The sequence below is a fragment of the Arthrobacter sp. NicSoilB11 genome, assembly GCF_019977375.1.
Lineage (GTDB): Bacteria > Actinomycetota > Actinomycetes > Actinomycetales > Micrococcaceae > Arthrobacter.
In genome coordinates this window covers 438249-455712 of the sequence record NZ_AP024657.1, presented here as the reverse complement: position 1 = coordinate 455712, position 17464 = coordinate 438249, and the positions used below count along the sequence as shown (strand labels likewise).

Below are 17464 nucleotides of genomic sequence, written 5' to 3'. Positions count from 1 at the left end.
CCGCGTGTTTCCTTGGGGGAAGCACGCCGGACGGGCCTTGGCGTTCCTGCCGGATGTCCAAGTGTGACTGCCGGCAATATGACTCCGTCCGGTGCCGGTGATACGTTCCCAAAGGCCCCCGGGCCGCTGCAGGACAACAGGACAGGACAGGTCGGGAAAATGAAGCGCGTCATGGAACAGGTCCGCGCGCTGCACCGGCTTGAACCTGCCAACAACGACCATCTTGCCGCCCTGCGCGTGGCCCTCAGCGTGGCGGTCCCGTCGCTGCTCCTGCTGGCCGCGGGCCGGACTGACCTCATGATCTACGCCGTGTTCGGCGCATTGACCGGCATGTACGGCCGGTCAGAACCCCACCAGCTGCGGCTCCGGCATCAGGGCCAGGCCGCCCTGGTGCTGCTCACCGGGGTAGCCGTGGGGGTGACGCTGTCCATCAACCACATCCACTCTTGGTGGCTGGTGGCGGTGGAAGCCACGCTGGCTGGAGTGGGCTCGGTGTACTCGGACCGGGTACACCTGAAACCGAACGGGCCCTTCTTCGGCATCCTTGCCCTGGGTGCCTGCGCCTCCGTTCCCACCACAGTCCCCTGGTACGCCGCCATACTCATCGCGGGCGGGTCCGCGCTCTTCTCCATACTGATCGGCTTCAGCGGCTGGATGCGCCGGAGGGCCTGGAAACCCGGCGCCACCAGGAGCGTGCCGGCCCGCTCGTCGGCGGGACGGCGCGAACTGGCCGTCCACGCTGCCAGGTACGTCCTGGCCGTCGGTGCTGCCGGGACCGTGGGGGTCATCAGCGGCAGCGGCCACCCGCACTGGGCCATGGCCGCAGCCGCCGTACCGCTCGCCGGCGCAGACCTGCCCAGCAGCGTCCGGCGCGGTGTCCACCGCATCGTGGGGACGTTCCTTGGCCTGGCGGTCACCGCCGTCGTCATTCTTCCGGGCCCCTGGGCGCTCGCTGCGCTCTACCCCGCCTTTGAGGAGCCGGTGCACCACGCCACGGTGCTGGCCCTGCTGGTCATCCTCTTCCAGTTCGCCACCGAGCTGTTCATGACCCGGCACTATGGCTTGGCGATGGTCTGGTTCACGCCGGTCATTCTGCTGATGACCCAGCTGGCCTTCCCTGCCGAACCGCAGGTCCTGATCCTTGAGCGTGCGGTGGAAACGCTGGTGGGCGCACTGCTGGGGATCCTGGTGGTGGTGGCTGTCCGCCGCCCCGGCGCCCGCACGCCTGCCGCGTTCCCGGCGCTACTTCGGTTTCCGCGCCGGCCCCGCCATTAGCCGCGCCGGAGCAACCTTGGCCACCGCTGCCACCATCTTGTAGCGCTTGGACGGGATGGACACGGCCTTGCCGCGCTCGTTGTCCGCCAGCCCTTCACGGACCACCCGATCCGCCCGCAGCCACGTCCAGGACGGGGCCACGGACTTGTCCATCCCCATCCGGTCGTGGAACTCGGTGTGGGTGAAGCCGGGGCAGACCGCCGTGACCTTGATGCCCCGGCTGCGGTAAGCCAGATTGGCCCACCGGCTGAAGCTCACCAGCCAGGCCTTGGCCGCCGAATACGTGCCGCGCGGCAGGAACGCCGCCATGCTGGCCACGTTGATGATCCTGCCCTGCCCGCGCTCCAGCATGCCTTTGAGCGCCGCATGTGTCAGCACCATGGCCGTTTCCGTGTGCAGCTTCAGGTGCTTCTTCTCCTCTGCCGCGTGGTTGTCCTCGAAGTTGTGCAGCAGGCCGATCCCTGCGTTGTTCACCAGGATTCCCACCGGGCGGCTGGTGTCTTCCAGGCGTTCGACGACGGCGGCAACGTCGTCATCGTCCGTCAGGTCTGCGGGAAGGACCTCAGCCGTGATTCCGTACCGGCGACGGAGGTCCTCTGCTGTTTCCGCCAGCCGGGACGCGTTGCGCGCCACCAGGACCAGGTCATGCCCCTGGGCGGCAAGCTGCCTGGCGAATTCATGGCCGAGCCCGGCGCTGGCCCCGGTGACGAGTGCTGTGGTTCGGGAGGTGGTAGGCGTCATGCTGCAAGCCTAGCCACCGGATGGACCACCACCGTATGGCCAGCCCTGACTTGTGCATTATTTAGTAAGCATGCTTTGCTTATGGCGTAGATGAACCTCCGCAAGCAGTTCGCGGCGGGGCTGCCAACGCCGGCGGTTCCGTGAAAGAAGCCCAAGGAAGAACATAATGACCACCGCACCGGAAAACCAGCTGACGGCGTTTGGGGAACGCAGCGAGGCAGCTGGGCAGCTCTTGGCCACCACCGTACCCGTGGACGCTGGGCTGCTCATGACCCTGAATTCCCGCATGCACTGCCGCGTGCCGATGCAGCGCGTAGACCATGCGGAGATGCCGGTCCGGGAGCCCGTTTACGTCGACGGGAACTCCATCGTTGCCCTGCGGCCCGGGTCCGTCCCGGAGAGCGTAGTCACCTACCGGTGCGCCTGCGGCTTCACCATCGACGATCCCGGCGCCGCCATGCCCGTCACCGACCAGGCCCTGGCCAGCTAGTTCCGCTCAGCGCTCCCGCCGCTCAGCGCTCCGGCCAGTCGACGAATTGGCCGTAGCCTTCGTGCTTGCGGAGGTAGCTGGAGATGAACGGGCAGTGCGGAATGATGCGCTTACCGGTGGCCACCACGTCGTCCAGGGCAAAATGCGCCAGGACCTTGCCAAGGCCCTGGCCTTCAAACTCCTCGCCCGTCTCCGTGTGGGTGAAGTCGATGTGCCCGGGAAGGTCGCGGAAGAAGGCCTTGACAGCCAGCCTTCCATCCACCAGAAGCTCATACCGGTGCTCGGCGTCATTGCGCTGCAGCGAGACATTGGCGGTGAAGGTGTCCTCCGTGGACGCGGTGTTCTCGGTCATGGTTCGACACTGGCACTACTTCACGCCGCTGGCAATGCCCCGTGGGCCCCTCTTCCCCGGACCCCGCTTCCGGCCCCCGGGGACGGCTCTCCGCCGCCGCAGCGGCAAACCGCCCAGCAGGAGGATCGCCACGGCGAAACAGACGGTACCCGCTGCCAGCAGGCCCAGTGAGAGGCCGTTGAGGGCGGCGTCCGCCACGGGAATAAAGACCACCACGACGGCGGCCCCGGCGGCGGCGGGCCTGCAGCGGAAGGCCTGGGGCGCCGTCGTCCGTTCCTCCAGGCGGCCAAAGGCTGCGGTCGCCGGCAGGAGCAGGAGGACCAGCGCAAGGACCACCAGGGGGCGCGACCACCACCATCCAGCGGTACCGGACGACGGTTTGGGGACCGGCGTCAGGAGCAGCAACCCGGACATGGCGCCCAACAGGGGCAGGTGCCACAGGTAGACCGTCAGCGACCTGGCACCCGCCAGCTGCAGGAGCCGGGCGATCCAGCGGATCCCGGCGAGGGGTGCCAGGACGGGCCGCGCCAGTTCCATCACCGCCAGCTGGGAAACGCCCAGAATCACCAGGGTCAGGTTGGGCGGGTTGAGGTTGACCAGCATGTTGCCGCGGTACAGGCCCAGCCCCGTAACGAGTCCCAGCAGCAGATGTGCCGCCACCGCGACGCCCACAAGTCCGGAGCGGGAGAGCGGGGCCAGGTAGCCATCGGCGGCCAGGAAACCCAGCTGCTGTACGGCGCACCACACGAACACCAGGTTGACATTGGCAAGGTCCGGCAACGCCCCCCTGAAGCAGTCCACGGCAACCACCAGGCCGGCCAGCAGCGCAAGGGTCAGCCAGGGCGCGCGGTGGTGGAGCGCCGCCAGGACTGGAATGTTCAACTGCGCCGCGAGGTAGGCTGCCAGGAACCACAACGGCATGCCCGCCCCGGTGGCCACGAGTTGGACCACCTGCCGGTCCACGCCCAGCGCGGCTGCCGCGGACAGGCCCGCCACCATGGTTGCCAGCAGCGCCGTGGCCGGGCGGACCAGCCGCAGGAGGCGCGCACGGATGAACTGGGCCGCCGTCCCGCCGCCTGCCTTGAGCCGGCGCCAGGATTGCAGGCCCGTGATGCCGCCGGTGACGAAGAACAGGGGCATCACCATGAAGATCCAGATGACGGGCTCGAACCAGTCCTGCTCGGCCAGGGTGTTCTCGGTGGTCACGGTCCCATCAGGGTGCAGGACCGGGCTGACCATCATGGAGTGCCCCACCACCACCAGGACCAGGCAGACCAGGCGGACAAGGTCGATGGCCGGATCACGGTCTGCCGTGTCCGTTCCGGTTACTGTCCCCCGCGTCCCGGCGCTTCCCATGGGGGCCTATAAGGACTTGACGCTGCCCATGCCACCATTGTGCCCCCGGTGGCCGCGCGGATTTAAGGACTTAAGCCGGTTGTGGATCCTTACTGCAGCGTTGCCAGGAGTCCCAGCACGACGGCGACCAACGGTGTGGTGCCCTGCGTCAGGGCGGCGCGGAGGTACTTTCGCCCGGTCAAGGCCAGGACGGCGGCCGCCAGCAGCATGGAGCCGCAGCAGCTGAAGATGAGCGTCCACCCTGCCACGTCCTGCGCCGATCCCGGGCCGCCAAGCGCCACGAGTCCTATGCCGATGAATGCCCCGATGGCCAGGAACAGGTTGTAGAAGCCCTGGTTGTAGGCCATGGGCCTGGTGGTCTCGGCATCGGACTGGGAGGCCAGGCCGAAGCGCTTCCAGGTGGCAGGACGTGTCCAGGTAAGCGACTCCATGGTGAAGATGAAGACGTGCAGCGTGCCGGCAAGGAAGGCAAAAAGAAGGGAGGCCAGGACCATTGCTTGATCCTAGCCTCCCTGTGGGGTCCGCCAATCCAGCGGCGGCGCCTGCTGCGACGTCAGCGTGCCAGCGTGGCCAGCGTGGTGGCGGCAAAGCCCTTGGCCGACCGGTTCCAGGTGGCCAGCAGGCCCTGCAGGTTCTCCCCGTCCGCGCGGTGGGCGGGAAGCTGGTCCTGGAGGGTGGCCAGCACCCCGGTCCGGAGCTCGGTGTTGAAGTTGACCTTGCCCACGTTCATGGCCGCAGCCTTGACGAGCTCCGCGGAGGGGATGCCGGAGGCGCCGTGCAGGACCAGCGGAATGTGGACCCGCGCCGCGATGTCCTGCAGCACGTCCCAGCGCAGCCGCGGCTCACCCTTGTACTTGCCGTGGACATTTCCAACGGCCACTGCCAGCAGTTCCGCACCGGTGCGGGCTACGAAGTCCTCCACCTGCGCCGAGTCCGTCAGTCCTGCCACGTCCACGCCGGACTGGCCGGCCGGCTGCTCGGCCGAGAAGGCACGGTCCTCGTCGCCTGCAAGGCCGCCCAGTTCCGCTTCCAGCACCACGTCGGCGCCCAGCAGGGCCCGGGCCGCCCGGACAAGTGAGATGTTCTCCTCATACGGAAGTGATGAACCGTCGGCGAGGACGGAATCCGCCCCTGCCGCGACGGCGTCGGCCATGACCTTGAGGTCGGAGGCGTGGTCGAGCTGCACCGCGACAGGCACCGCGGCAGCGTCGGCCAGGCCGCGCAGCGCCGCGATGAGCCGGAGTCCGTTTGCGGTGGCGGCGGTTTTGGGTGCCACCAGCAGGATTACGCCCCGGCCGGATTCCTCTGCGGCGCCCACCACGGCCAGCGCGGTGGTGAAGTCGTAGCAGGTGAAAGCGGGTACCGCGGAACCCTGCTGCAGGGCGGAGGTGACCAGGTGGTCCAGTCGGGTCTGCATCAGGCGCCCAGTCCTCCCACCAGGATCCAGGCCACAAAGGTCAGCGCGAAGCCGGCCAGGCCCAGGATGGTGGTCAGCACGGTCCAGGTCTTCAGGCCGTCGGAAACGGTGAGCCCGTAGTAGCGGACCACAACCCAGAAGCCGGCGTCCGTCACGTGGGACAGGCCCAGGGCGCCGAAGCCGATGGCGATCACGATCACGGCGATCTGCGCCGGGCTGTAGCCGCCGCCGCTGACCGCTGCGGACAGCAGGCCGGTGGTGGTCACGATGGCCACCGTGGCTGAACCCTGGGCCGCACGCAGCGCCAGCGAAATGATGAAGCCAAGGAGCAGCAGGGGTACGCCCAGGGTGTCCAGGGTCTTGGAGAGCGCCGAACCGATACCTGAAACCTGCAGCACGTTGCCGAACACGCCGCCGGCGGCCACCACCATCAGGATGGAGGCGATGGGAGGCAGGGAGCCTTCGAAGATTTCGCCGGTTTCCTTGAAGGACCAGCCGCGGCGGACGGCCAGCAGGAAGAAAGACAGCGCTACTGCCACCAGCAGCGCCAGGAAGGGGTTGCCAACGAAGGCCGCCAGGCCATACAGGGGGTGGGACTTGGGGAGGATGAGGGTGCCGGCGGTACCCAGGAGGATCTGCACGATGGGCGCGGCAATCAGGAAGATGATCAGGGCCGGCCGGGGAGGTGCGATGGCGGCGGCACCGGGGCCGTCGTGGCCCACCTTGACCAGCGAGTCGGAGCCGAACTCCTCCACCTGGGCCTTGACGGCGGGCAGCAATTCGTAATCCTTGCGGTTCATGATGGCGGCAACCCAGTAGGACAGGAACCCCAGCGGGATGCAGATCAGCAGGGAGATCAGGGCGATGAGTCCGATGTCGGCACCGAGCACGCCCGCACCGGCCACAATCCCGGGGTGCGGCGGGACTGCCACATGGATAGCGAGCATGATGCCGGCCATGGGCAGGCCGAACTTGACCGGGTGGACCTTGGCGATCTTCGCGAACGCGTACACGATGGGCACCAGCACGATGATGCCGACTTCGAAGAAGACGGGGATGGCCACCAGGAAGCCGACGGCGGTGAGCGCTACGGCCACCCGCCTGGCGCCCAGCTTGCGGGTGAAGTGGTCCGCAAGGGACTGGACGCCGCCGGACACCTCGATCATCCGGCCCAGCACGGCGCCAAGCGCAATCAGGATGGCCACCTTGCCCATGGTGCTGCCCACGCCGCCGGACACCACCGTGAAGATGTCCTGCAGCGGGATGGTGGCAGCCACGGCAACCAGGATGCTGACGGTAAGCAGGGCCACGAAGGCCTGGATCTTGAAGCGGATGATCATCACCAGCAGGATGGCAATGCCCACCGCCGCGATGGTGAGCAGTACCGGGGTGCCCAGCTCAACGGCGGGCTTGATGGCCGGGGCGTCGGCCGCCCGCTGTATCAGCGGGGTCATGAGGTGGTTCACGGGAAAATGTCTCCTTTGACGTGCCGTCCGGGGCAGACGGGCATCAGGTCTTACGGCGGGGATGGAACGCTGCGGAACAAAGCCGGCAGCGCTGGGAGGTACGACGACGGCGGAGGGGGGACCGCCGTCGTCGCACCGTTTGAGGGCCTACTGCCGGGTAGGCCTACTTGGTGCGCTTGGTGGGCGCAACGACCTTGATGACGGCGGAGTCATCGGCGGCGGCGAGTCCCTGGGCCTGGCCCAGGAGGTAGAGCTGCTCGGCGGCGGCGGCAACGGGGGCTGCCAGGCCGGCGGCACGGGTGGCCTTGCCCACGATGCCCATGTCCTTGACGAAGATGTCCAGGCGGGACAGGACCTCGGCGCCGTCCTCGTCGTAGGCCTCAAGGATGCGGGGGCCGCGGTTGGAGAGCATGAAGGAACCTGCGGCACCGGCTTCCAGGGCGGCGAGGGTCTTGGCCTGGTCCAGTCCCAGCGCGTCGGCCAGGGCCAGGGCCTCGGCCGCAGCGGCGATGTGCACGCCGCACAGGAGCTGGTTGACGGTCTTCAGGGCCTGGCCGTCGCCGGGGTTGTCGCCCACCACCGTGAGCGTGGAGGCCAGCAGGTCCAGGGCCGGGGCGGCCTTCTCGCGGGCTTCGGGGGAAGCGCCCACGACGATCAACAGGTCACCTTCGCCGGCGCGTTTGGGTCCGCCGGACAGCGGGGCGTCCACCAGGTCCACGCCGTATTCGGCCAGCTTGGCCACGGTGGCGGGAATGGCGTCCGTGCCCACGGTGCTGCCGAGGATCACGACGGCGCCCGGCTCGAGAACGGAGGCCACGCCGTTCTCGCCGAAGAGGACGTCGTTGAGCTGTTCGCCGTTGCGGACGGCCAGGAGGACTGCGTTGGCGCCCTTGGCGGCTTCGCGTGCCGTGGTGAAGGTGGCGATGCCGGCTTCTTCCGCCAACTTGAGGCGGGGCTCGGCGATGTCGAAGCCGTGGACGGTCAGCTGGGATGCCAGGCGGGTGGCCATGGGCAGGCCCATGGCGCCAAGGCCCAGGACGGTGACGGTGTAATTGCTGGTCATGGTGTTCTCCATTGAATTCTTGCGGGAATCAGGGTTCGTGCCGGGTGGGGATCAGAAGGTGTTGCTGAGTTTGCGGGTGACCTGGGCCAGGGAGTCGTCGTCGCCAACGTTGCCGGCGAACACGATGTACGGGATGCCCTTGGCAGGTCCGTCCACCGGTTCCCAGAGGCTGACGATGCCGGGCAGCATGGGGCCGCGGACAATGGCGTGGCGGATTTCCAGGCCGTGGGCCGCGACGTCGGAGGAGGTGATGCCGCCCTTGGCGATGACGAACCGCGGAGGGAAGGTCTTCAGGGTCCGGTTGACCACGTCCACGACGGCGGCGGAGACGGTCCGGGCGATCCGCAGGCTCTCGGCGGGGTCGTCCGTCTTGATGAGCAGGCGGCTGGTGTGGACGATGACGTCACCGGCGCGGAGGGCGTCGACGACGGCGTCCACCGTCTGGTCCAGGTGCGCCTTGGCGTCCGGTTCGGCGCCGAGGAGCTTTTCGACGTCGATCTCGATGATGCGCGCGGAGCTGTGCTGGGCCGTGAGGACGTTCAGCTGCCGGGTGGTGAGGCCAACATGCGAGCCCACCACGATCAGGCCGCCCGCCTCTGACGGGGTGTTGCCGGCATAGGCCTCTTCGGCCGTGAGCGCGGTGCGGATTTCCTGGCCGATGCGGCCGCGGACGAATGGGGGGCCGACGCGGTAGAGGAGGTTCTTGCCGCGGCGTTCCGCTTCTTCAAGGCCCAGGGCCAGTGCCCGGAAGTCGTTCTCGGTGACGATGTCGGCCACGATGGGCGTGGAGTCGGTGGCCGGCTCGATGGCATCGGCAATGGCCTTGGCGGAGATGGCCGGGTCCTGCGCGGCGGCGCCTGCACGGATGATGTTCAGGTCCAGGACGATCACGGAGTCTGCGGGGAACCTGCCCTGCGACTTTTCCGCCACGTAGTCGGCCATGACGGATGTGCTGAAGCCGAAGGAGGCGTCCCTGGCGAACTCGGTCTCGGAGACGGGGACCAGGGTGCCCTTGGCGTCACCGGTGCCGCGCATGTAGTGGACGCCGCCGATGGTGAGCCGGCCGGCGTCGGGGAATGCGGGAACCAGGACAACGCCGTCGGTCTTTTCCCCGCTCACTGCGGCAACAGTGGCTGCGATGACGTCCGGTTCCAGCGGGTAGTGGCCCCGGAGGGTGGAGTCGCTGCGGCTGACGAAGCCTAGGCGCAGGCCGGAACCTGCTGCTGCCAGGGCGTTCCGGACCACTTCGCCGTTGCGGGCCGCGGCCTCTGCCGGGTCGAGGCTGCGGGTGTTCGTGAGGACGTAGACGGCGGGCTTGTCCTGGCCGAAGGCCCAGGTGAAGTCCTCCACGTCCCAGCGGGTGAGAACGGGCAGGTCCGCCACGGACTGCGTGCCGGTGGGGTCGTCGTCGAGCACTACCAGGACACGGGGAACCTCCGCGTTGGAAGCGGCCAGCGCGCCGGCAACCAGCCCGGCGGGGATCTCCATGTCAGCCGGGTAGGCGGCCAGAACGTCTGCTTCAAGCGTCACAGTGCACTCCGTTGTGTAGCGATCCGGGCGGACGGATCCTGATGTAAGGGTAACTGTAAGATGTCTGACATCTTGCATTTGAATGTTAGTGTGGCACACGGCATACGGACGCGCAAGTACACTTGTCTGACATATCCGCCAGGCGTCGGCCGGGCACAGGGATCGGGGGGCAACATGGCACGGAAGTCACTGGTAGGCGTGGTGGCGGACGAACTGCTGGACCGCATCATCGAAGGCGAGTTTCCACCCGGTTCCACCGTTCCCGGCGAGCACGAACTGAGTGCCCGCCACGAGGTCAGCCGAATGACCGTCCGCGAAGCCATGAAGACGCTGCAGGCCCAACGCATCCTGAGCGTGGAGCGGGGCCGGGGAACATTCGTCAACCCGTTGAGCCGCTGGGCTTCGCTGGAAGCCGTGCTCCGGGCCGCGTCCGAGGGCAAAAATGATGCAGACGCCTCCATCCAGCTCATCGAACTCCGCCGGATGCTCGAAACGGGAGCCTGCGAGCTTGCGGCCGGACGGATCGCCGAGGAGGACATCAAGGCCCTCTTCAACTACATCGCGGCAATGAAGGCCGCCCACAGCATCAACGACGTCGCGGCCTTCGTGGAGGCAGACCTGGCCTTCCATGACGTCATCCTGCACGCATCCGGGAACGTCTTCGTATCGGTCCTGTTCGAGCCGCTGCACCGCGTGCTGGAAAAGCGCCGGACTGAGACCTCTGCCGTTCCGGCAATCCAGGAGCACGCCATCGGCCATCACCAGAACATTGCCGAGGCCCTGGAGTCCCGCGATGCAGCCCGGTCACGCCAGGCCATGGACGCCCACATGCAGCAAACCCTCGACGACCTGAAGCAACTGGTGCTGGAAGCCAAGTAGCCGGCGCGCGGACAGGGTCTGTTCAACGCTCCCGCAGTCCCACTAGGCTTCAGGGACGGCCCGCAACCGGGAGCAACGATGATCACGAGGAGCGAAGTTGTCCAACCACACGTACAGCATTTCTGAAATTGTCGGCACCTCCACCCAGGGCGTGGATGACGCCGTCCGCAACGGTATTGCCAAGGCATCCCAGACCCTGCGGAACCTTGACTGGTTTGAGGTCAAGGAGGTCCGCGGCCACCTGGAGGACGGGAAGATCGCAGACTGGCAGGTCACCATCAAGATTGGCTTCCGCCTGGAAGAGCACTGACTTAAGCAACTGACCCGCAGCCATCGTCGCAAAACCTGGTTTTAACGACGGTGACTGCGGGTCAGTTCTGCTTTAAGGCGCCCTAGTTCGCTGTGCCCTGGCTGCGCCGCCGCCAGACTGTTGGGACGCCGTCGAACGCGGGGAAAACGTGGCCCTCAAAGAAGGACAGGACCGTGTGCGGATCGAGGTCCGGGCTCCAAAGACCCGAAACCGGGCAGTGCGAACCGGTGGCGGTGGAAGCGGCGCCGGCGGACGCCTGGCGCTCCTTCAGCAGGGCGATGCGTTTCATCGTTGAGACCATCCTGGGTGTGAAGACTGGGCAGGGAAAACGTGTACTCCCACCCTAGGAAACGCCTGGTCAACGGCCAATGGGCGGCTGGCCAGAATCACCGCCCTTCGCTGGACGAATGTACAGGAGCACGGCGGCTTTCAGCCCGCTTCTCCGCTTTCGCCCACCGCCGCGGGGTCGCGGCCCGGGCGGACGTCCGTCCCCGCGCCAAGGCTGCCCAGCAGGGCAAGGGCGTCCGACGACGGCGATCCCGGCCGCGCGGAGTACACCCGCAGCGTCTGGTCAGGATCCTCCGGCAGGACAAGGTTTTCGAAGTTCAGCTCCAGGTCCCCTACCGCGGGATGGTGCAGCCGGACGGTGCCGGCCGAGCGGGTGGCCACCCGGTGCCCGGCCCACCACTGGCGGAAGTGTTCACTGTGGACCGCGAGCTCGCCCACCAGGTGGCTGGCCTGGGGGTCGTTGGGGTGCCGTCCCACGTCCAGCCGAAGGGATCCCGTGGCCTCCGCCGCGACCGTCTTCCAGTCCCTGAACAGTTCCCGGGCTGCGGGGTCCAGGATGGTCCAGCGGGTGAGGTTCCGCTCCGCGGGCGGCAGTGCCGGGAAGTCCGTGAACAACAGGAAGGCCATCCGGTTGCCTGCAAGGACATCGCTGCGCCGGCCCAGCACCATAGCGGGCACCTCCCCCACGGCGTCGAGGAGCTGGCGCAGCGCCGGGCGGACACCCTGCGCAGTGTTCGCGCCGGGTTCGCGGGGAGCGCCGGCGCAGTTCTCCAGCAGGTCCAGCATGTGCGCGTGTTCGCTGCTGTCCAGGCGCAGCGCCCTGCCCACTGCATCCAGGACCGTCCGCGAGGGGTGGATGTTCCGCCCCTGCTCCAGCCGCACGTAATAGTCGGTGCTGACGCCGGCAAGCCGCGCCACCTCCTCCCGCCGCAGCCCCGGAACCCTTCGGGCCCCGGTGCTGGGACCCGTTCCGGCAACGTCCGGGCTCAACCGGGACCGCATGGCTTTGAGGAACTTTCCGAACTCCGCGCTTTGACCCATGCAGACCATTCTGCCTGCGATGACTGCCCTCCTCTACAACGAAGGTAGGACTGGCAGTCCTAGGAAAAACAGGAACAGCCTTGCCTGCTGACTTGATGGCGAAAAGTGCATAGGCTCGGGAGTGAGCCGGTGGAAACCGCTTTCTGGACGGCGTCATACCCCCGCACCACCCGGCCCTAAATCCCAGCACCAGACTTTCCAAGGAGCACACCATGTCAGAGCTGACCCCGAACCTGACCCTGAATAATGGCGTCACCATCCCGCAGCTTGGCTTCGGCGTCTTCCAGGTCCCTCCGGAGGACACCCAGCGGACCGTGGAGGACGCGCTGGAAGCGGGCTACCGCCACATTGACACCGCCGCGGCCTACCGCAACGAGGCAGGGGTGGGGGCGGCACTTGCCGCCACCGGGATAGCACGTGAGGACATCTTCGTCACCACCAAACTCCGCAACGGCGAGCAGGGCCGGGCGCAGGAAGCGTTCCAGAACAGCCGCAAGGCACTGGGCCTGGACTTCATCGACCTCTACCTCATCCACTGGCCGGTCCCCTCACAGGGGCTCTTCGTCCAGGCCTGGAAGGAGATGGAGCGGTTGTACGAGAACAAGGAAATCCGCGCCATCGGCGTCTCCAACTTCCTCTCCGACCACCTCGACACACTGCTGGAGTCGGCTGAAACCGTTCCGGCCGTCAACCAGATCGAACTGCACCCCAGCTACCAGCAGGCGGACCTCGCAGCCAAGTGCCGGGGCCTGGGCATCGCGGTGGAGGCCTACAGTCCGCTGGGGCAGGGCGGGGACCTGAACGGAAACGCCGTCACGGCAATCGCCAATGCCCACAACGCCACGGCAGCCCAGGTTGTGCTCGCCTGGCACCTTGCCGGCGGAAACATCGTCATTCCCAAGTCGGCGAACCCGGACAGGATCCGGGAAAACTTCGCAGCCTCGTCCCTGCAGCTTTCCCAGGACGAACTGGCCGCCATCACGGCACTGGAGTCCGGTGCCCGCATCGGGTCCGATCCCGCCGTCGCCGCCTTCACCCAGATGTAGCGTCCGGCAACCCAGCCGCCGGAACGCTCCGCCACCGAAAGGATTTTCCATGCAGTACACGCACCTTGGCCGCTCCGGCCTGAAAGTTTCCCGCCTCTGCCTGGGCACCATGAACTTCGGGCCTCAGACGGAGGAAGCGGACGCCCACAGCATCATGGACTCCGCGCACGGGTCCGGCATCAACTTCTTTGACACCGCCAACGTCTACGGCGGGGCAGACCACCGCGGCTGGACCGAGGAAATTATTGGGCGCTGGTTCGCCAAGGGCGGCGAGCGCCGCGAGCACACCGTCTTGGCCACCAAGCTCTACGGCACCATGACGGACCGGCCCAATGAATCCAAGCTCTCGGCACTGAACATCCGCAGGGCCCTGGATGCGAGCCTCAAGCGGTTGCAGACCGACTACATCGACGTGTACCAGTTCCACCACATTGACCGTGACACGCCATGGGACGAGATCTGGCAGGCCATCGAAGTTGCCGTCCAGCAGGGGAAGATCCTCTACTCGGGCAGCAGCAATTTTGCCGGCTGGCACATCGCCCAGGCCCAGGAAGCAGCCCGCCGCCGGAACTACACCGGCCTGGTCAGCGAGCAGTCCATCTACAACCTGTTCATGCGCCAGGTGGAACTTGAAGTCATCCCGGCGGCACAGCAATATGGCCTTGGCTTGATCCCCTGGTCGCCCCTGCAGGGCGGGCTGCTGGGCGGTGTGCTGAAGAAGGAACGCCAGGGCGTGCGGCGGACCGAAGGACGGGCGGCCGAAACCCTGAAGAAGCACCAGGACCAGATCCGCCAGTACGAGGACTTCGCCGATGAACTGGGCCATGAGCCCGGCGACGTTGCCCTGGCGTGGCTCCTGCACCAGCCTGCCGTGACCGCCCCGATCGTCGGCCCGCGCACCCAGGAACAGCTGGACGCCGCCATCCGCGCCCTGGACGTCTCCCTCGATGACGACGCGCTCAAGCGGCTGGACGACATCTTCCCGGGACACCGCACGGCGCCGGAAGACTACGCGTGGTAACCCCGCCTGTTGCCGATACGGTGGCGCCGCGGAGCATCCTCTTCATCGGCGGCACCGGCGTCATCAGCACCGCGGCGGCGGAACGGGCCGTCGAGCTCGGCCACCGGCTGACCATCCTGAACCGGGGCCGGTCCACCCGGCCGGTCCCGGACGGGACCGAAGTGCTGCACGCGGACGTCCGGGATGCGGCGTCGGTCCGGGAGGTCCTGGGAGGCAGGGAGTTCGACGCCGTCGCGGACTTCATCTCCTACACCCCGGACCAGGCGCAAACAAGCATGGACCTGTTCCGGGAGCGGACTGGCCAGTTCGTCTTCATCAGTTCCGCCTCCGCGTACCAGAAGCCGCCCACCAGGCTGCCTATCCTGGAGTCGACGCCGTTGAAGAACCCCTTCTGGCAGTACTCCCGGGACAAGATCGCGTGCGAGGAACTGCTTTTCCGGGCCTACCGGGAGCAGGACTTCCCCCTGACAGTCATCCGGCCGTCGCATACCTACGACCGCACCAAGATCGCCATGGTGGGCGGCTGGACGGACATCCACCGGATGCGCAGCGGCCTCCCCGTCATGGTCCACGGCGACGGCACCTCGCTGTGGACGCTGACGCACAGCAAGGACTTCGCCAAGGCGTTCGTCGGGCTGCTCGGAAGGCCGCAGGCGGTGGGCGAGAGCTACACCATCACCTCTGACGAGTACCTGCCCTGGAACCAGATCTACCGGCTGTTCGCCCGGGCAGCTGGGATCCGGGAGCCGGAACTGGTGCACGTGGCGTCCGAGACCATCGCCGCCCATGACCAGGAACTCGGTTCCAACCTCCTGGGCGACCGGTCCCATTCGGTGGTCTTTGACAACACCAAGATCAAGTCCCTGGTCCCGGACTACACCGCAACCATCCCGTTCGCGGACGGGGCCCGGGAAATTGTGGACTGGTACGACAGCCACCCGGAGCTGCAGCAGGTGGACGAAGCCTATATGCAGCTTTCGGACAAGCTCACCGGCTGGTCCCGCCAGGGCGCCTGAGCCTGCGTCGCCGGTATCGCTGGGGCCGCCGCATCCAGCGGCGGGCCAGCGATGCCTGCCGGCTGTGCTAATTTCGGCGCATGACGTTGCCCCCTTCCGAACAGCCCGTCGATAAGCCTGTCGCCGCCGCCATCGCGCTCCTGGCCTCGCAGGGTTTCGATGCAACGTCCGTTGAGGAGCTTGCCGAGGCCTCGGGCATGAGCCGGAGCACGTTCTTCCGACGCTTCGGGTCAAAGGAGGACGTGGTCTTCGCCGACCACGAACGGATCCTGCGCCAGGTGAATGACCGGCTCGCGGAATCCAGGCTCGAGCCCCTGGCCGCCGTCGCGGACGCGGCACTGCTGGTCTTCGAACACCATATGCGGAACCGCGATACGTCCCGGGCCCGGTATCGACTGCTGCAGGCGGTTCCGGCCCTCAGGGACCGCGAGCTGGTCACGTCGCACCGGTACGAGCGGGCATTCCTGAAATACTTGAACGACAGGCTGCCCGACGACCAGCGGAGCGGATACAAGGCCGTGGCCTTCGCCGCAGCCGTGGTGGCCGTGCACAACGCCTTCCTGCGGCAGTGGTTGCGCGCCTCGCCCGGCGCCGGGGAAACCGACGATGGGGACCGGAAAAGGGCTGCAGCCCTCGCGGCCGAACTTCGTGCCCTCTCAGATACGTTCCGGCCTGCACTCCTTGGTGCCGCCGCCACCGCCCAACCCGCGCCGACCGTCGTCGTCACCGTTCTCCCGGGCCAGGCCGGCAGGGAGGCGATCGCCCAGGCCGTCCTCGACGCCCTTCCCTAGTCCGCTGCATCCCTCCGTGGTACCCAGTTTCTTGACGTGGAACTGAGTTTCAAGGCATCCTTAGTCGGTGTGGTGCAAGCCACATGCTTCCCGCCACTGATTTAAAGGATGCAGATTAATGACGACGACGTCGCGGACCGACGTGTCCGGCCGCACCGAAAGCCCCGCAGGCTTTCCTGCAGGCACCGTGGAGCCGGACTACTTTCTGACCGAGGCCCTCGGGACTGACCCCGCATCCGTTTTCACCCGCATCGGCGATGAGGACCGCGCGTACTGGGACCGGGCCCGCCGCTTCGTCCAGGATGAGGTCCTCCCCGTCATCGACGGCTACTGGGAACGCGGCGAGTACCCGCTGCACCTGCTCCGGCGCCTTGGCGAACTGGACCTGCTGCGGGACGGCGTGGCGGTTGATGGTTTCGCGCCGATGAGCAGCATGGCCGCCGGGCTGGTAAACATGGAGATCAGCCGCGGTGACGGCTCCGTGGCAACCATGATCGCTGTCCAGGGCGGCCTGGCCCTGCGGTCCGTGGCGGAATGCGGATCAGCCGCGCAGCGGGAGCGCTGGCTCCCGCCGATCGCCAGGGGCAGCGAGTACGCCGCTTTTGCCCTGACGGAGCCCACCCACGGCTCCGACTCGGTGGCCCTGGAAAGCACGGCGACCCGTACCGACGGTGGTTTCCTGCTCAACGGCGAAAAGAAGTGGATCGGCAACGGCTCCGTAGGTGGCGTCACCGTTGTGTGGGCCCGCGGCGACGACGGCCAGGTCCATGGCTACCTGGTCCCGCAGGACTCCCCCGGCTACACCGCCACCAAAATCGAGGGCAAGCTGGCCCTGCGCGCCATTTGGCAGGCCCATATCAGGCTGGAAAACGTCTTTGTCCCGGAAGGGAACGTCCTGCCGGGCGCCCGGACCTTCAAGGACACAGCCCGCGTCCTCCTGGCCACCCGCCTGGGCGTGGCCTGGTCCGCCGTCGGGCACGCCACCGCCTGCTACGAGACTGCCGTGCAGTACGCCAGGCAGCGCAAGCAGTTCGGGCGGCCGCTGGCCGCCTCCCAGATCGTGCAGGAACGGCTGGCCCGGATGCTCAGCGAACTGGCCACCATGCAACTGATGGTGGTGCAGATGACACGGCTGGACGACGCCGGATTACTCACCCCGGAGCAGGCGTCGCTGGCCAAGTACACCTGCACCCGGACCGCCCGGGGCATAGCGTCCAATGCGCGCGACCTGCTGGGCGGCAACGGCATCCTGCTGGAAAACCGCGTGGCCCGGCACCTGGCCGACATCGAAGCCATCCACACCTACGAAGGCACCGAGACTGTGCAGGCCCTGATCATCGGCCGGGGCATCACCGGCATGTCCGCCTTCGCCTGATCTCCGC

The 17464-nt window shown here is 67.3% G+C and carries 19 protein-coding genes; 9 read left to right on the top strand and 10 right to left on the bottom strand.

From position 1 onward, the window contains the following. Positions 1–159: 159 nt before the first annotated feature. Positions 160–1275, top strand: coding sequence for an FUSC family protein (locus tag LDO14_RS02210; RefSeq protein ID WP_223993549.1), 1116 nt, complete (start codon positions 160–162; stop codon positions 1273–1275). Here the strand turns inward: LDO14_RS02210 and LDO14_RS02205 are convergent. Beyond that, on the bottom strand, positions 1243–2016 hold the full coding sequence (locus tag LDO14_RS02205; protein ID WP_223993547.1) for an SDR family oxidoreductase: 774 nt from the start codon (positions 2014–2016) through the stop codon (positions 1243–1245). The genes LDO14_RS02210 and LDO14_RS02205 overlap by 33 nt on opposite strands. Positions 2017–2182: 166 nt before the next feature. Between LDO14_RS02205 and LDO14_RS02200 the strand changes: the two genes are divergently transcribed. After that, positions 2183–2506: a hypothetical protein gene (locus LDO14_RS02200; RefSeq protein ID WP_223993545.1), complete on the top strand. Its 324-nt coding sequence runs from the start codon at positions 2183–2185 to the stop codon at positions 2504–2506. 22 nt (positions 2507–2528) lie between these two features. On the opposite strand, the gene LDO14_RS02195 is transcribed toward LDO14_RS02200, so the two are convergent. The 7 genes from LDO14_RS02195 to LDO14_RS02165 form a co-directional block, all read right to left on the bottom strand. Beyond that, entirely contained in the window at positions 2529–2858 is a 330-nt protein-coding gene (locus tag LDO14_RS02195; protein WP_018769646.1) for a GNAT family N-acetyltransferase, read from the bottom strand. A gap of 15 nt (positions 2859–2873) precedes the next feature. Continuing rightward, the gene (locus tag LDO14_RS02190) at positions 2874–4214 is read right to left on the bottom strand and encodes an acyltransferase (RefSeq protein WP_018769645.1); all 1341 of its coding nucleotides are present in this window, start codon (positions 4212–4214) and stop codon (positions 2874–2876) included. 89 nt (positions 4215–4303) lie between these two features. Further along, positions 4304–4708 carry a DUF1304 domain-containing protein gene (locus tag LDO14_RS02185; protein ID WP_018769644.1) on the bottom strand — a complete coding sequence of 135 codons (405 nt, stop codon included), beginning with the start codon at positions 4706–4708 and terminating at the stop codon, positions 4304–4306. Positions 4709–4767: 59 nt separating this feature from the next. Continuing rightward, the gene (locus LDO14_RS02180) at positions 4768–5631 is read right to left on the bottom strand and encodes a class II fructose-bisphosphate aldolase (RefSeq protein ID WP_018769643.1); all 864 of its coding nucleotides are present in this window, start codon (positions 5629–5631) and stop codon (positions 4768–4770) included. Next, the gene (locus LDO14_RS02175; RefSeq protein WP_134166059.1) at positions 5631–7097 is read right to left on the bottom strand and encodes a GntP family transporter; all 1467 of its coding nucleotides are present in this window, start codon (positions 7095–7097) and stop codon (positions 5631–5633) included. The genes LDO14_RS02180 and LDO14_RS02175 overlap by 1 nt, the downstream gene beginning before the upstream one ends. Before the next feature lie 163 nt (positions 7098–7260). Next, entirely contained in the window at positions 7261–8160 is a 900-nt protein-coding gene (locus LDO14_RS02170; RefSeq protein ID WP_018769641.1) for an NAD(P)-dependent oxidoreductase, read from the bottom strand. A 51-nt stretch (positions 8161–8211) separates the two neighbouring features. Continuing rightward, positions 8212–9690 (bottom strand): four-carbon acid sugar kinase family protein, encoded by a 1479-nt coding sequence (locus tag LDO14_RS02165; protein ID WP_018769640.1) that lies wholly within the window; start codon positions 9688–9690, stop codon positions 8212–8214. A gap of 174 nt (positions 9691–9864) precedes the next feature. Between LDO14_RS02165 and LDO14_RS02160 the strand changes: the two genes are divergently transcribed. Beyond that, positions 9865–10569, top strand: a complete 705-nt coding sequence (locus LDO14_RS02160) for a FadR/GntR family transcriptional regulator (protein ID WP_018769639.1) — start codon at positions 9865–9867, stop codon at positions 10567–10569. Between the two features lie 97 nt (positions 10570–10666). Then, a complete protein-coding gene (locus tag LDO14_RS02155; RefSeq protein ID WP_018769638.1) occupies positions 10667–10879 on the top strand; it encodes a dodecin in 213 nt (70 codons plus the stop codon). An 82-nt stretch (positions 10880–10961) separates the two neighbouring features. Here the strand turns inward: LDO14_RS02155 and LDO14_RS02150 are convergent, their stop codons facing one another. After that, positions 10962–11168 (bottom strand): hypothetical protein, encoded by a 207-nt coding sequence (locus LDO14_RS02150; protein ID WP_018769637.1) that lies wholly within the window; start codon positions 11166–11168, stop codon positions 10962–10964. Positions 11169–11308: 140 nt separating this feature from the next. Further along, positions 11309–12208: a helix-turn-helix transcriptional regulator gene (locus LDO14_RS02145; protein ID WP_026265828.1), complete on the bottom strand. Its 900-nt coding sequence runs from the start codon at positions 12206–12208 to the stop codon at positions 11309–11311. Positions 12209–12420: 212 nt separating this feature from the next. Here LDO14_RS02145 and LDO14_RS02140 point away from each other — a divergent pair, with 212 nt between their 5' ends. The 5 genes from LDO14_RS02140 (at position 12421) to LDO14_RS02120 (ending at position 17457) form a co-directional block, all read left to right on the top strand. Then, positions 12421–13254, top strand: a complete 834-nt coding sequence (locus tag LDO14_RS02140) for an aldo/keto reductase (protein WP_018769635.1) — start codon at positions 12421–12423, stop codon at positions 13252–13254. A gap of 49 nt (positions 13255–13303) precedes the next feature. Next, a complete protein-coding gene (locus tag LDO14_RS02135; protein ID WP_056391073.1) occupies positions 13304–14275 on the top strand; it encodes an aldo/keto reductase in 972 nt (323 codons plus the stop codon). Further along, positions 14269–15291, top strand: a complete 1023-nt coding sequence (locus tag LDO14_RS02130) for an SDR family oxidoreductase (protein ID WP_134166056.1) — start codon at positions 14269–14271, stop codon at positions 15289–15291. Before LDO14_RS02135 ends, LDO14_RS02130 begins: the two co-directional genes overlap by 7 nt. A gap of 80 nt (positions 15292–15371) precedes the next feature. Further along, entirely contained in the window at positions 15372–16082 is a 711-nt protein-coding gene (locus LDO14_RS02125; protein ID WP_223993542.1) for a TetR/AcrR family transcriptional regulator, read from the top strand. A 118-nt stretch (positions 16083–16200) separates the two neighbouring features. Continuing rightward, positions 16201–17457, top strand: coding sequence for an acyl-CoA dehydrogenase family protein (locus LDO14_RS02120; RefSeq protein ID WP_223993541.1), 1257 nt, complete (start codon positions 16201–16203; stop codon positions 17455–17457). Positions 17458–17464 lie beyond the last annotated feature (7 nt).